Genomic DNA, 14,193 nt, shown 5'->3' on the forward strand with positions numbered 1-14,193 from the left:
ACTACGTAATATCGTTTTGCCGACATTGCCAGATAGGCTTTCTAGATGGTGAGCAGTTCAAGCAGTGAACGAGGAAAACGTCATGAATAAATTCCGTGCATTACGGCGTCGTAATGCTCCTCGATTTCCTGCGTACATCTGCAGGATTTGCGCTTCAAAGCGCTTTTATCATTTATGATGAACAATCCGCGTCTGGTGGCAATAATGCCCTCGTTACGCAATTGACCAATAATGCGCGTTACAAAAGTCCTGCCAACTCCCAGCATTTCTGACAACTGATCGTGCGTCATCTCAAATTGATCTGTGCCGGTTCGTTCTGCTGCTGCTAGCAGCCATTTGGCAGTTCGCTGGGTTATGGTATGGGTCGCGTTACACGCAGCCGTTTGAAATACCTGAGCCATCAGGCAATCAGAATAGCGGGAAAACCAGTGCCGAAGCGAAATGGAATCCAGCTTCAACTGTTCGAGTGCGGCCGTTTTGATCCTGACAAAACTTCCCGAGTTACGAACGATGGCAGTGGCATAGGCGGGCAGACTTCCGTTCGACACAATCCCCCCCACAGCCCCTTCCCTTCCTATCAGCGCGATTTCGACGGCGCTATTGTCTTCATCGACCCAGCGCTGAAAACTCGCGAGCGCTGCCCCGCACGGAAACCATGTGTGAACAACGTCATCTCCCGCCTTCTGCAAAACAGCCTCCGCTTCAAGTTCGTAGAAGACCGTATGCGGCAGCAGCTTTTGTCGGTCCTCCTCATTGAGCATCATCAGAAGCAAATTGCCCGACATCTCGTGGGTCGATGTTAAATTCATACAGTCGAGTTCCTCTTTTCGCGACCGTTGTGTCCAATAGTGGACGGACGATCCTTTCGGTCTATGTTACTTTTAGACGTACTTAACGTAACCCATTGAAAAGACGTGTTTGTTTGTGTGCTCCATCATTAATAATACAATCTCAATGGATGTTTTCGTTTGTCAGCGGTCACAACGTCTTGCCGTTTTCAGCTCTCAGATAATTTAGCAATCCTGGAAAAGGTGCGCTCACGAACGGTTAAGTCCGGGAAAGTTCTGCCGCAATGGATGTGTCCGAACCTGTCAATCTCACTAATTGTGACCGCGAACCAATCCACATTCCAGGTTCGATCCAACCGCACGGCGCAATGCTGGTTATGGATCAGTCTGGCCAAAATCTCCTTTTTGCTTCTGCCAATATTCCATGCATAACGGGCTATAGAGGGGATTTGATCCCTGGCATCGCCATTTCTTTGATTGTTGGCGAGAAAAATGCCCATGATTTCCGTAATGCAGCCGCAAAAGCGAGAGAGCCGGGCTTGTCATCTGTCGTACTTGGCCTGCGCTTTCCAGGCAAATCCCTGCTCTTTGACGCTGTGATCCATACACACAAGGGAAGAACATTCGTCGAAATAGAGCCCTGCGCGGATCGTGGGCAAAGTGCCCGTCAGGCGCTTGATCTCACACGCAGCGTCATTCATCGCATTGGTCGCGAGGAAACGGTAGACAAAGCTGCAGCAACGGGCGTGCGCCTTGTAAGAGCAATGCTGGGTTACGACCGCGTGATGGTTTATCGATTTCTCCATAATGGAGCCGGTCGCGTCATCGCAGAGGCAAAGTCTCCCATGCTTTGCAGCTTTATGGGACAACATTTTCCGGCGTCGGATATACCGGTTCAAGCCCGGCGTCTTTATCTTATCAATACAATAAGGATGATTTCCGACACGTCCTATCAGCCGATCGCACTTTGTCCCTCACTGGCGGCAGACGAACCCGCTGTCGACATGTCCTTTGCACAGTTGCGTAGTGTTTCCCCGATCCATTGCCAGTACCTGCAGAATATGGGTGTCTCCGCTTCGTTGTCGATTTCGATTGTCGTTGATGGAGCATTATGGGGCCTGATATCTTGTCATCACGACAGCCCTAAAGTCACCCCTCTTCCCCTACGCATAGGCGCTGAACTGTTCGGGCAGTATTTTTCGTTACATATTGCCGATTGTGAAAGACGCAAAACATTGCAACTCACCGCGGACGCACGAGAAAAGCTCGACGCGATCGTATCCCAATTAAGCATCAGTGACGAAATTCGCGAGAGTCTGGGGGCACAACTCAGCCGGTTTTCCGAATTGGTTGGCGGCAACGGAGCTGCATTATGGATGAATGGGCAATGGCTTCAAAGTGGCGACGTACTCAACGAACATCAAACTCGCCAAGTGCTCGAAACCGCAAGCCGTCAATCACGACGCGAGCTTTGGGCAAGTCAGGAAATCAGGGCCCACTTGGCCGATTATGCCGGAAGCGTTGCAGGCCTGCTGGCAATACCACTTTCGATGGCGTTCAATGATTATCTTGTTTTGTTCCGCAACGAAGAGGCGCACGCTATCGAGTGGGCGGGCGAGCCGGTGAAAACCACCGTTGAAACGCCTTTCGGCCCCAGATTAACGCCGAGAGGCAGCTTTGATACCTGGCGGGAAGAAGTTCGCGGGCGTTCAACGCCCTGGACAGCAACAGACCTTTCGGTAGCTCAGTCGATTGGCACCTATTTGCGTGACGTTATACTCCGGCAAAATGAGTTGTCTGAACAGGAAAGAGCGAAAACCGAACAGCGACGCCAGGTGTTAAACGCCGAACTCAATCATCGTGTGAAAAATATTCTTTCTCTGGTGAAGTCAATCGCGCTTCAGACGGGAGCTAACGCGACAAATGTTGCTGATTACGCTCAAACGCTTGAAGGACGATTACGTGCGCTCGCATCGGCACACGACCTGTCTTTGGACGGCAAAAACGGCGGTTCGCTAGCAGATTTGCTCAAAACCGAGGTCAACCTTTATGGTGATGCCCCTGGTCGCATAACTCTGGAAGGTCCACCGGTTCATCTCGATCAACGCGCATTCAGCGTTATCGCCATGGTCTTTCACGAGATGATAACAAATGCGGCGAAGTATGGCGCGCTTTCAATTCCACAAGGACGCCTGACTATCAGGTGGAAACAGCAAGCCTCCGGCGACTGCGAGATTTTCTGGAGCGAGACCGAAGGGCCATCCGTTACTTGGCCCTCACAGACCGGATTCGGTAGCAAGCTAATTCGAAATTCTTTTGAGTACGACCTCCGCGGAAAAGCCAAGATCGAATACCACCGGGATGGACTTCGGGCACAGTTTTCTGTTCCATCCTTATATGTGACGAAATTGACCGATGAGTTAATTACGCCAGATCTTCAAAAAGGAGTTGTTGAGAAAGTTCATATGAACGGAATGAAGATTTTGGTTGTCGAAGACCAGAGCCTGATCGCTCTTGATATGGAAAACACGTTGCGGAGATTTGGTGCGGAAGATATTAATCTTGCCTCTAACGCTCCAGAGGCATTTGAGATTATTGAAAGATCGAAACCCAATCTAGTGATCCTTGATTTTAATCTGGGGGACCGTACTTCGGAGAATATCGCCGAATTACTTCTCAGACTGAAGATTCCTTTTCTGTTCACCACAGGTTATAGCGACAGGGTGCTCATTCCCGAAAAGCTTTGTGACATAACCATCGTGCGCAAGCCCGTTAGCGATGCTGCTATTGCAGCAGCCATCAACTCCGTTCTCGGATAGTGTATTTCCCTATTTCGCGAAGCCGAAAGAGTTGGAAGGCGTTTATGGCTGGCTGCCAATCGCTCCATTATGTTGAGAAGAGACCCGCCAGGCAACTTCTCTGCGCAACGGCGCTCCGTTCCGCGCATGGGTTCTGCCCGTTGCGATCTTGCAAATCCTGAATGCGCTTCGCCAATGAGCCGGTCGCCGACTGCGCCCGTTACGACAGGCTCAGGAGGATAAGTTGATGGAACGCACGCAAGTTCTAGAATTGATGAGCACGCTGAAGCTCTACAGAATACGCAGCGCCTACGACGAGGTCATGGGCAATGGCATCAGGAGGCAGCACGAACCATCGCGCGTCGTAGGCGACCTCCTGCAATTGGATCGACGAGAAACAGGCCCGGTCCATTCGCTACCAGCTCAGAATTGCCAAGCTGCCATTGGCAAAAGACATCGACTTCGCCGACACGCCCGTCAATGAAATCCTGGTGCGGGAACTGGCCACCGGCACCTTCGTTGCCGATCAGCGCAACGTTGCTCTCGTCGGCGGCACGGGACCGGACAAGAGCCATCTAGCTATCGCGATTGCTCGGGCACTCATACGCAACAGCGCCCGCGACCGCTTGTTCAACGTCGTTGATCTGGTCGATCGACTTGAAACGGAAACGCGCAACGGCAAGCAGGGTCGAATAGCCGATTATCTCACACGCCTCGACTTTATCATCTTCGGCGAACTTGGCTATCTGCCGTTCGCGCAGGCCGGAGGTCAGTTCCTGTTCCACCTCATCAGCAGGCTCTACGAGCGTACCTCGATCATCGTCGACGAACCTGGCATTCGATGAATGGCCGTCGGTGTTCAGTGACGCCAAGATGACAACAGCACTTCTCGACCGCCTGACCCATCACTGCGAGATCGTGGAAACCGGAAATGAGTCCTGGCGCTTCAAAAACCGCTCTCAAAGCTATAGCGAAGATACACATCACCCGCGCTTGGCCTACCCTCTGCAACCCCGGCCAGCGCCGGGCCGGCCAAGCGCTAATCGTCTACAATGGGGTGAAGATTGGACCCCGATAAGGGGTTAATATTGCGCGCTAATTGAGAGTCAACAAAGCAACTCAGTGGCTATTAAGAATTGAGGCCGCCGCATTTCGTGGCCGCATCGGCGCGGCCTTTCGTTTCGGCTTTGGCAAAAGGCCCTCGCGTTGCGCTCTCTTTTTTGCATCTTTGCGAGCGCGACGGATGGCTTCGTCTTTCTCGCGGATGCGTTTTTCTGACGGCTTCTCATAAGCGCGACGTTCTCTGATTTCACGAAAGACACCTTCGCGCTGCAATTTCTTTTTCAGTACACGGAGTGCCTGGTCGACATTGTTATCTCTAACGAGTACCTGCAATTTCTATCCTACTCTTTTGAAAATTTGGTGCGCTCGCGCTCCAAACGTGCAGCTCGGAGCCGGGCGGTTTTTGCGTTAACTGCTGCTCTTTCGTTTTCCAGAATGCCCTTGGCAGTCTTGTCGGTCACAGCGTTTTTTGTTTCCATACGTGTGCGAGGCTGCTTGAAGATCGTTTCTTTGGTAGGCTCGCCCATCTTATACTGTCCCTCCGGCTGTTGGATCCGCATTCGGGTCAGAAAAAAAGGACCAAATAAAAAAGGTCGGGCAGACCCGACCTTCCAATTGTCTCAACGAGCAATGCCAGTACATCCGTGGTCAAAGACCCGAGACAATATCATTGCTCCAATCAAATAGCCTGAAGATTATCGGCAGCCTTCTTGCCCGAGCGGCGATCCGCTACGAGTTCGAAGCTTACTTTCTGGCCTTCATTGAGTGCATGCAAACCTGCACGCTCAACAGCCGAAACATGAACGAATACATCCGGAGAGCCATCATCAGGTTGAATAAATCCAAAGCCTTTTGTGCCATTAAAGAATTTTACTGTTCCGTTGGTCATATTGAATATCCTTCAAATCGAACGGTTAAATAATAACGAAAATTAATTTGCTGCGAGTTTTACGATTTGAGAGAAAAAGAAGGGCTTTAAATTTCAGCCACGTCGTTCGATAACAAATTCGATGCGTATCATCTAGCGCTAACCAAGCATTTTTACAAGGTCTTGACTTTCTTTTTATTAAAACGTGATCTTGGCGCGGTAAAAAGAACCCCGTAGCGAAAACGTGCGAGGCTGGAAGTCATATGTCATTGGCAAACAAATTTTATTTTTAGAATCGAGAAAATCAAGCGACGGCTCACTCGCGATATTTTTTCTCTGCAGCGTCGAGGCGCGCCAAAAGCTCCGAAAACGTGTCTGCATTATTGTTGGAGAACCTCACTCTCAAACCGTCTTTCAACGCCTCTGCTATAACTTGCGACGGGAGATCACAAAGTCTCACGCCCGCAGCAAACTGTCTCGACGAATGGTATGGTTTTTTAAGATCTGTCATGTGCCCAATGTCTTTATCATTTTCAGCACAACAAACGGGTGGTGGCTATGTTCCAATAACGAGCACACTGTATTCTGCAAAAGCCCGTGAAATCTCGCAACCAGTAAGGCCACGCTTGGAAAAGGTGGTGCACTAGCAGTGGGAGTTTTCTCGGTTCGGAAAAATTATGTAAGCACAAAAATTCAACTCGGCGACGCAAGACAACTTAAAATTAAAATTTATATAGAATTCTCGCAAAAGTTGATTACATTGGTGCTATAATCAAAATCCAACGCATAATTATGTGCGTTCGATCACTGAAGATCGGATACCATCATGAACAAGTTTGATTGGTTAAAGCCCGCACTCGGCGGCGCATCGGTTGGTGCCATTGCGGCAATTGCTGTCGGGTTCTCCGTAGGTGGGTGGGTAACACAAGGCACTTCTGAGCGCCTGATTGCATCCAACATGACCGACGGGGTAGCACTCGCTCTAACGCCTTACTGTCTTGAAAAATCGAAAAACGATCCGGCCGTTGTAAACATACTGGCTGACTTTAAGGCCGCACCAGCTTACTCCCGCGGTACCTTTATCGAGAAGACAGGGTGGGCGACACCGTTGGGAGCACAGCAACCCAATACCGCGCTCGCTACTGCGTGCGGCAACGAACTCGCCAAGGCGCTTTAATGTGGCCGGGAAACCGAACGAGGAGGCTATAATGAATAAACAACTTACCCATAGCATTAATTTGGAAACTGTTTCTGTACGTCCACGGCATGATGAGGACACGACGGCCAGCAGAAGCGATCTCAGAAATGCTCATGAACAAATGACTTCTCCATCTAAAGATTGGTCGCAGCTTGCGAATATTCTCCGGCGTTCTTGCGGCGGTTTCTCACGTACCAGGTCGCCACGTCATTCTTTACCGAGGAGCAAACGCAATGGCTAATGACACCACAGCTCTAGAACGAAAGGTTCTTGCACATGAGCAGATACTTCAGGTTCTCATCGGGCATCTAGCCGAGACCGAACCCAAATTTCTGGATCGACTTAAAGCAGTATTCACGCATCATCATATTCTTGGCTCCAATGAGCTGAACTACGTTAATACAGCGCAGTATGCGGAAAAATTCATTCATGAAATTGAGAAGATGCAAAAGTATAATGCAACGCGTTGATTTTCTCCGTCTCATGATTATCTGATAAAAATTCTAAGCCGATTATTTTTAAATAAATAAATAAATATTACATGTCTGCTTGCGCTTTAATTCGAAAAGGCGCACTGTTTATTATGCACAGCAATTGAAACGGGCGCTGTCGTTGGGAGAGAACAATCTCCTGCCCCAAAATGAAGGGGACATGCGATGTCTTCCGCTTCACGTCTATCCTACTTTGGCCCAGAAGATTTCCCTTCGCTACGTGCTTTCCTGCAACGTTCCGGATATTCGCTGGAGGGTTGCGAAAAGCCAGAGACTCGCATGGAAGCCGCCAAACACCTTTGTGAAATTTTCAGCGACGGAAGCCATAATCCTGTGCAGATGCTGGACATGCTTTTGGCAATTCGCGCCCAACGGCTATCACAATCTAATCAAAGAGAACTGGAAGCCTGGGAGAATGAGGGGGGCTATACGGCCCCGCAAGTCACTGCAAAATCCTTGGTCTTGCGATGGCCTCCTCGAAAGCGGCTCCGATTGAGGTTGGCCCATGGCTGATAATCCGCGTTTCGTGACGTCGGGCTTAATACGGCGACTTCGAGTGGGGATCGAGAGGCCTGTTTCACGAGGAACTTACCGGGCTGGCATCGTCTCAATGACACGTGATCAATCTGGCGAGGATAGAATGTCAGCCCAAAAATCTTTGGATCGTAAATTGAGCGTGTATCTGATCGCATTTCTCATCATATGCATCGACATCGGATTGGTCGCGTGGGTGCTCGGTTCCTACGTCTATTAAGTACTGGTATGCGATATCCTAAAACGTCTGCTTTCCAACTATAATGAAGTCAGAGTTTCCATGTATTCCGACGTTCTTTACATCCACGTTCAGCAAACCGTTGCCTTTTTCCGATGATAATTGAACAAGATCTCCTAGATAGGCCTGCCGGAGTATGTCCATGCTTGCCCACAAGACGCCCTTTGTAAACGTCTTCTCGCCTTCCGTGAGTATGGAAATACTGTAGCTAACAGAACCGAGGTTCTTTCCTTCGCAATACAAATTGCCTATTGAACTAAATGTAGACGTTGGCATGATTGTACCCCCGATAGGGGCTGTGTCTCCTCACCAAGAAAAGTGGGAGACACAGCTATAACTAATGCCGTTTGGTTTTGATCAAGTCATTGGCAGGAGTAGGAAAGCGACCTGAAACGACATCTGTTGACGCAGTTTTCTCCTTGACCTTATCTTTCTTTGGCTCTCTTATTTCTCGGTTACTTCTTTTCTGACCACGGGGCATTTTGAAAACTTCCTGTTTTTGAGGAATTAACTAATTCTTTCATACCGGACCAATCCAGTGATGGTTCAAATCACCGCTGGAGATACTTCCACATTCTTACAGGGATGTTGCCGAGAAAGCTGCGACATCGCTCGCGATGGTGGGTGCCCAGATTGAAATTCCTGAATGAGTAGCCTTGCTGCGGATATGTGAGCGGCACGGTTTTCTGCGGTATCGTAAAGCCGATAGCCGGCGCGTCGCAGTATTTCACGCATCATTCGAAAGTCGGTAGGTCCAAAGTAGGGCTTGATAATTTTGGAAGACATTTCGTCCTCCTTGTATTGGGGCTGGAGTATGCACTCGCAACCGACAGCGCCCGTTTCAAAAGCTGTCGAGACATGCACCATGCGCTTTAAATTTGAGCAAAGCAACTGAGGCTGAATTGCGACGGCAGATCGGGTCAATCATTGCATAAAAAGCTACTTCATGTCCTCCACGGTGATGCGATAGGAAGTTTGCCGAGCCTGTGAATAGACCTCGCGAGCAGCATCGTAGATCAGTTTCCGTGAGACGTCGAAGGCGGCAAGAAGCGATGATTCCGTCGCTGCAATGACGCCATTATTCTCCAGGGCGGGCTTATCGATTAGAAATGGGACGGAGGTCATTCCATCGTAGCCGACAAATCGCACGCCCATCTCAAGATCATCGAAACTTCTGCTGGGGTTTGGAAATGAAAGGGCCATTACGTTTCGCTTTTTACTGCGTCGCCTTCGTCATCGCAACGATGGACGGCATTTGCCATTCTTCGATGTTTCTTGATAAATTGTGTCAGGGCGATCTGTAGTCGACCTTCGTCACGTGTTCCCTCCTGAAATCGACGTGTCAGATAACGTGCAGCATCAGTGCGCAAATCTTGTGTGTCGCCGGTTTTACGAGCCTCCCTTAGAAGTCGCGAAATCATAGTGATGTTTCTGGAATTCAACGCGATGGAAGACATTTTGTCCTCCTTTGTTGCGGGCCAGGTATTTGAAACCTGAACGACAGCACCCGTTTCACTTACTGCCGTTTTGAGCATCATGCGCTTCATGTAAGGAGAAAGCAAATATGGCTGCAGTTCCATCGCCGTTAACTCAGACTGGCTGCGTCGCTAAAAATGCTTCCTTGGTCATATAAGCTGCGGTTCTCAACAGCGATCCGCGGCTATCCATATCAATAATGCTGCCAATGTGTGAATACTGCTGTACCAACTATTGTTGTGACTTCCCCAACTCCTGCGCAATACGCCTCCGGGCGGCTTAGGGGCTGGACAGCCGGACAATTTTACGAACTGGCGACAACGTTTCGAAACAGCTTTGCCTATTGACAGTCTCTTTATATCCATTATTCTGGATATATGGAAAATGAAGAAGCAATAACAGCTTTCGCTGCCCTGGCCCAACCGACACGACTGGATACATTCCGGAGGTTGGTGCAACACGAACCTACGGGTATTCCTGCTGGTGAACTGGCGCGCATGCTGGATGTACCGCAGAATACGATGTCTGCACATCTGGCGATATTATCTCGCGCTGGACTTATAAAAGGTGAACGTCAGAGCCGTTCGATTATCTATCGCGCCGACCTCGACCGTTTTCGCGAACTGACCCTTTTCATGATCAAAGACTGTTGCGGCGGTAGTGCTGAACTCTGCGAACCTCTCATACAAAGCCTAACACCCTGTTGCGAACCGAAAGCGACTACACAATAACACGAGACCGACGAATTCGGCCTTCCACCAAACGGACTGATACAATGACAGCTAGGGTTTATAGCGTGCTCAGCTTGAGCACGGGTAACGTCGTGCGTTCAATTTTGAGCAAGGCAACCTGGAATGTGGAGAATAACTGATGTCCATATTCGAACGATATCTGACTGTCTGGGTGGCTCTTTGCATTGTCGCTGGCGTAGCTCTGGGGCACTTCTTTCCGACAGTATTCCATGCAATCGGATCTGCTGAAGTCGCCAGGGTCAATATTCCGGTTGCTATTCTCATCTGGCTTATGATCATCCCCATGTTGCTGAAGATCGATTTCAACGCATTGAGACAGGTCACTGAGCACTGGCGTGGCATTGGCGTCACGCTCTTTATCAATTGGGCCGTCAAACCATTCTCTATGGCACTTCTCGGTTGGCTATTTATCGGCTGGCTGTTTCGCCCTTATCTGCCTGCAGACCAGATCGATTCCTACATTGCTGGTCTGATTATTCTGGCGGCCGCCCCTTGCACAGCAATGGTGTTCGTCTGGTCCAACTTGACCAAGGGCGAGCCGCATTTCACGCTATCCCAGGTCGCCTTGAACGACGCGATCATGGTTGTGGCATTTGCCCCTATCGTCGGGCTACTGCTCGGACTGTCGGCAATTACTGTCCCGTGGGACACGCTCGTTCTGTCGGTTGTCCTCTATATCGTCATTCCGGTGATTATCGCGCAAATCCTGCGCAGAAGTATTCTCGCCAGCGGTGGACAACGAGCTTTCGATGCAATGCTCAGAACACTACAGCCGCTGTCCCTGATTGCGCTGTTGGCGACACTTGTTCTGCTCTTCGGATTTCAAGGAGAGCAGATCATCGCACAGCCCATGATCATTGCGATGCTGGCCGTCCCGATCCTCATCCAGGTCTATTTCAACTCTGGCCTCGCCTATCTGTTGAATCGAATTTCAGGCGAGCAACATTGCGTTGCTGGTCCGTCAGCTTTGATTGGCGCATCCAACTTCTTCGAGCTGGCAGTAGCAGCAGCAATCAGCCTATTCGGCTTCTCATCTGGCGCGGCGCTCGCAACAGTGGTTGGCGTTCTTGTTGAAGTGCCCGTCATGCTCTCGGTCGTCTGGATCGTGAACCGCTCAAAGGGGTGGTACGAACGCGGTGCCAATCAAAAGCCAGTCACCGAAACAGGAAAACTCTGATGTCTGTTACGATTTATCACAATCCGAACTGTGGGACCTCTCGCAACACATTGGCGATAATCCGCGCCAGCGGCGAAGAGCCTGTCGTCATTGAATATGTGCAAAATCCGCCATCGCGAGAACGACTGGTCGAACTGCTCACTGCAATGCAGATGTCGCCTCGCCAACTCCTTCGCGAGAAAGGCACACCGTATGCCGAGTTGGGATTGTCCGATCCCAACTGGACCGATGACGAACTGGTCAACTTCATGATGACGCATCCTATCCTGATCAATCGTCCAATCGTGGAAGCGCCGCTTGGCACCAAACTGTGCCGTCCGTCAGAACTGGTTCTCGACATTCTGGAAAACCCGGTGTCGTCATTCACCAAAGAGGACGGAGAAGTCATCACCTATGAAAGAAAGTCGCGCTGACATGGACCTGCCGAACCTCTATCAGAATTCCTTCGCATTGCCCAACCTGGATGCACTACGCGCCGACTTTCCAAAGCATAAGCCTCGTATCCTTTTGCTCTATGGCTCACTTCGTGATCGTTCCTATAGTCGGTTTCTGACGCTGGAAGCGCAGCGTCTGCTCGATGCGATGGGCGCTGAAACGCGTCTCTTTCATGCCAATGGTCTTCCCTTGCCAGACGACGGTTCGGCAGAGCATCCGAAGGTTCAGGAATTGCGTGAGGCAATGCTTTGGTCAGAAGGGCAAGTCTGGACCAGTCCAGAACGTCATGGAGCCATGAGCGCCGTCATGAAATCGCAGATCGACTGGATTCCTTTGCCGGGCGGAGCAATTCGTCCGACGCAGGGCCGAACTCTGGCATTGATGCAGGTTTCAGGGGGATCGCAGAGCTTCAACGCTGTCAATCAGATGCGCATTCTTGGGCGTTGGATGCGAATGATCACCATTCCAAACCAGTCATCCGTCGCAAAGGCATGGCAGGAATTTGACGACGCTGGACGGATGAAACCTTCATCGTTCTATGATCGCGTGATCGATGTGATGGAAGAACTAATGAAGTTTACACTTCTGACACGGGGCATCTCGGATCACCTCACAGACCGATATAGCGAGCGCCAGGAAGAAGCGGTCAAACTCGAAAAGCGTGTTTCGTTGAAATCAATATGAGCGCTGAACGGTTTCCCATTGCGGCCATTGCCGGTCTCGGACTGACCCAGAATATCGGTTACGGCACTTTATATTATTCCTTCAGTATTCTCGCGCCATCCATGGCGCGGGACTTCTCCGTTTCCAACGAATGGATTTTCGGAGCGCTGTCGGTTGCTCTGCTAGCCGGGGGCTTTCTGGCTCCCTGGTTAGGCAAATGGATTGATCGTTACGGCGCAGGTCGCATGATGACGACAGGCTCGATACTGGCCGCCATCTCTCTCGTACTGTGTTCGTTTTCTCCAAATGCCTTGGCGTTTGCAGGCGCGCTGACGATCATCGAAATCGCCGCTAATCTCGTCCAGTATGGAGCAGCTTTTGCATTATTGGTGCAATTAGCGCCAAATGTTGCCCAGCGTAGCATTACCTATCTGACACTGATTGCAGGCTTTGCCTCGACAATTTTCTGGCCCATCATAACAACGCTTCAGCACTGGATTACCTGGCAACAGACCTATTTGCTGTTCGCTTGCCTCCATTTGTTTCTCTGCGTGCCGGTACACCTTTTGCTTACGCGTTCTATTGCAAAGAGTGGTCGGAAACGATCAACGAATGGAGCAGTCACCACCGCCTGTTCAGGTGATCTGCCTGCCCATCAACGGCGCAAAGGTTTTGTACTTATTCTCGTGGCATTCTCGACTCAGGCTCTCGTCGCAGCGGCCATTCTGGTCCACGGGCGGGCAAGGCTTTTTCCTGCCAGTTCCGTTCATTGCTGATTCCGCAGAAGATCGAAAAGTCCTCATCTCGCAACGTTCTGTGGCGCGTGCGCTGGAGATTGCCCGCACAGCCTCCGTCTGCTTCATTAGCGCTGGCGAGTTGACGGAGGACTCACTGCTGCGCCGCCAGAACATGCTCAGCAAATCCGAACTGGAAAGCCTGCGTGCCGCCGGTGCAATTGGTGACACCAATGGCATTTTCTACGACAAGGACGGGCAGCAGGTCGAGCACGAGATGAATCAGCGCACCATCGCTCTCAGCTTTGCCGAACTGAAGAAGGTTCAAGTCGTGCTGCTCATCGCCGGGCAGGAGAAAGCGCTTGCGGCCAAAGCGCTTCTGAAAAGTGGCATCGTCAACGGCCTCATTATCGATGGTGATGCCGCTGTAGCACTGAACCAGCTATTATAATTAGCTAGACTAAACTCCAGCGCAGCAACTTTATCTATAACGTTTTTTGATGCCTCCATAAGCCACGGAGGAGGCGGTGGTTACGAGCCTTCTGCCGATTGCGACGATAACGGCTTGTGGGATAGCCGCGTTTGTTGATTCTTTGTGTGGCAGATTTCAGAACACAGATTGATATGCACTGGGCACGCAGCCCGGTGCACAAACAGGCTCAATACCCGCCGCCCTTCGCCGCAAACTTAAGGTTAATTGGTATTATTTTGCTGCCCGCAGCAACGGGGCGCCTGACTCAGCTTGACCGCATAAAACGACAAGCGGACAGTCACCTGATATCCAGCCAAGAAACCAACTGTCGTTAAAGCATTCGCTACGCCTTGAAAAGGTATGAACCGCTGCCCCCGTAATGGGCGATCCGCTGATAGTTAAATAAGAACAAGATGCTCTTCCGCACACAAGGCGGAAGAGGCTCTATGTCTTGCCACCTGATATAGTTGGCGCCAAGGCCATTGTTCTCGTCATTACTGAAAGCAG

Annotated in this window: 16 protein-coding genes and 1 pseudogene; 10 read left to right on the forward strand and 7 right to left on the reverse strand. The window is 50.5% G+C overall.

All coding sequences use genetic code 11. The annotated features are described in order from the left end of the window. Positions 1-80: 80 nt before the first annotated feature. The gene (locus ABWW11_RS13570; protein WP_109365780.1) at positions 81-809 is read right to left on the reverse strand and encodes a Crp/Fnr family transcriptional regulator; all 729 of its coding nucleotides are present in this window, start codon (positions 807-809) and stop codon (positions 81-83) included. Between the two features lie 263 nt (positions 810-1,072). Between ABWW11_RS13570 and ABWW11_RS13575 the strand changes: the two genes are divergently transcribed. Together ABWW11_RS13575 and istB are read left to right on the forward strand one after the other, a co-directional pair. Further along, on the forward strand, positions 1,073-3,607 hold the full coding sequence (locus ABWW11_RS13575) for an HWE histidine kinase domain-containing protein (RefSeq protein WP_109365779.1): 2,535 nt from the start codon (positions 1,073-1,075) through the stop codon (positions 3,605-3,607). 226 nt (positions 3,608-3,833) lie between these two features. Further along, a pseudogene (gene istB / locus ABWW11_RS13580) lies at positions 3,834-4,546 on the forward strand (IS21-like element helper ATPase IstB); the annotation flags it as partial. Between the two features lie 159 nt (positions 4,547-4,705). Here istB and rpsU read toward each other — a convergent pair. The 3 genes from rpsU to ABWW11_RS13595 all read right to left on the reverse strand — a co-directional run bounded on the left by rpsU (position 4,706) and on the right by ABWW11_RS13595 (position 5,537). Then, positions 4,706-4,981 carry a 30S ribosomal protein S21 gene (gene rpsU / locus ABWW11_RS13585; RefSeq protein ID WP_109365778.1) on the reverse strand — a complete coding sequence of 92 codons (276 nt, stop codon included), beginning with the start codon at positions 4,979-4,981 and terminating at the stop codon, positions 4,706-4,708. Positions 4,982-4,989: 8 nt separating this feature from the next. Continuing rightward, entirely contained in the window at positions 4,990-5,175 is a 186-nt protein-coding gene (locus ABWW11_RS13590) for a hypothetical protein (RefSeq protein ID WP_109365777.1), read from the reverse strand. A 152-nt stretch (positions 5,176-5,327) separates the two neighbouring features. Further along, entirely contained in the window at positions 5,328-5,537 is a 210-nt protein-coding gene (locus tag ABWW11_RS13595) for a cold-shock protein (RefSeq protein WP_109365776.1), read from the reverse strand. An 805-nt stretch (positions 5,538-6,342) separates the two neighbouring features. On the opposite strand from ABWW11_RS13595, the gene ABWW11_RS13600 reads away from it, so the two are divergent. Then, positions 6,343-6,693 carry a hypothetical protein gene (locus ABWW11_RS13600; protein WP_319080278.1) on the forward strand — a complete coding sequence of 117 codons (351 nt, stop codon included), beginning with the start codon at positions 6,343-6,345 and terminating at the stop codon, positions 6,691-6,693. 254 nt (positions 6,694-6,947) lie between these two features. After that, positions 6,948-7,184 carry a hypothetical protein gene (locus tag ABWW11_RS13605; RefSeq protein ID WP_109365772.1) on the forward strand — a complete coding sequence of 79 codons (237 nt, stop codon included), beginning with the start codon at positions 6,948-6,950 and terminating at the stop codon, positions 7,182-7,184. Positions 7,185-8,523: 1,339 nt separating this feature from the next. Here the strand turns inward: ABWW11_RS13605 and ABWW11_RS13610 are convergent. The 3 genes from ABWW11_RS13610 to ABWW11_RS13620 form a co-directional block, all read right to left on the reverse strand. Next, positions 8,524-8,763 (reverse strand): hypothetical protein, encoded by a 240-nt coding sequence (locus ABWW11_RS13610; RefSeq protein WP_124916094.1) that lies wholly within the window; start codon positions 8,761-8,763, stop codon positions 8,524-8,526. A gap of 153 nt (positions 8,764-8,916) precedes the next feature. After that, positions 8,917-9,180, reverse strand: coding sequence for a DUF1488 family protein (locus ABWW11_RS13615; RefSeq protein WP_109365770.1), 264 nt, complete (start codon positions 9,178-9,180; stop codon positions 8,917-8,919). Continuing rightward, positions 9,180-9,557 (reverse strand): hypothetical protein, encoded by a 378-nt coding sequence (locus tag ABWW11_RS13620; RefSeq protein WP_109365769.1) that lies wholly within the window; start codon positions 9,555-9,557, stop codon positions 9,180-9,182. Before ABWW11_RS13620 ends, ABWW11_RS13615 begins: the two co-directional genes overlap by 1 nt. Before the next feature lie 273 nt (positions 9,558-9,830). Between ABWW11_RS13620 and ABWW11_RS13625 the strand changes: the two genes are divergently transcribed. The 6 genes from ABWW11_RS13625 to ABWW11_RS13650 all read left to right on the forward strand — a co-directional run bounded on the left by ABWW11_RS13625 (position 9,831) and on the right by ABWW11_RS13650 (position 13,665). Continuing rightward, positions 9,831-10,184 (forward strand): ArsR/SmtB family transcription factor, encoded by a 354-nt coding sequence (locus ABWW11_RS13625; protein WP_109365768.1) that lies wholly within the window; start codon positions 9,831-9,833, stop codon positions 10,182-10,184. A 139-nt stretch (positions 10,185-10,323) separates the two neighbouring features. Then, positions 10,324-11,382, forward strand: a complete 1,059-nt coding sequence (gene arsB, locus ABWW11_RS13630) for an ACR3 family arsenite efflux transporter (protein ID WP_109365767.1) — start codon at positions 10,324-10,326, stop codon at positions 11,380-11,382. After that, positions 11,382-11,795 (forward strand): arsenate reductase (glutaredoxin), encoded by a 414-nt coding sequence (gene arsC / locus ABWW11_RS13635; protein WP_100651581.1) that lies wholly within the window; start codon positions 11,382-11,384, stop codon positions 11,793-11,795. The genes arsB and arsC overlap by 1 nt, the downstream gene beginning before the upstream one ends. Further along, complete coding sequence (arsH, locus tag ABWW11_RS13640) at positions 11,776-12,501, forward strand: arsenical resistance protein ArsH (protein WP_109365766.1); 726 nt, start codon at positions 11,776-11,778, stop codon at positions 12,499-12,501. The genes arsC and arsH overlap by 20 nt, the downstream gene beginning before the upstream one ends. Next, a complete protein-coding gene (locus ABWW11_RS13645) occupies positions 12,498-13,256 on the forward strand; it encodes an MFS transporter (protein WP_319080277.1) in 759 nt (252 codons plus the stop codon). The genes arsH and ABWW11_RS13645 overlap by 4 nt, the downstream gene beginning before the upstream one ends. Continuing rightward, on the forward strand, positions 13,153-13,665 hold the full coding sequence (locus ABWW11_RS13650) for a sugar-binding domain-containing protein (RefSeq protein WP_319080276.1): 513 nt from the start codon (positions 13,153-13,155) through the stop codon (positions 13,663-13,665). The genes ABWW11_RS13645 and ABWW11_RS13650 overlap by 104 nt, the downstream gene beginning before the upstream one ends. The last annotated feature ends 528 nt before the right edge of the window (positions 13,666-14,193 follow it).

It is taken from the genome of Brucella sp. NBRC 113783, assembly GCF_040372265.1.
Lineage (GTDB): Bacteria > Pseudomonadota > Alphaproteobacteria > Rhizobiales > Rhizobiaceae > Brucella > Brucella teleogrylli.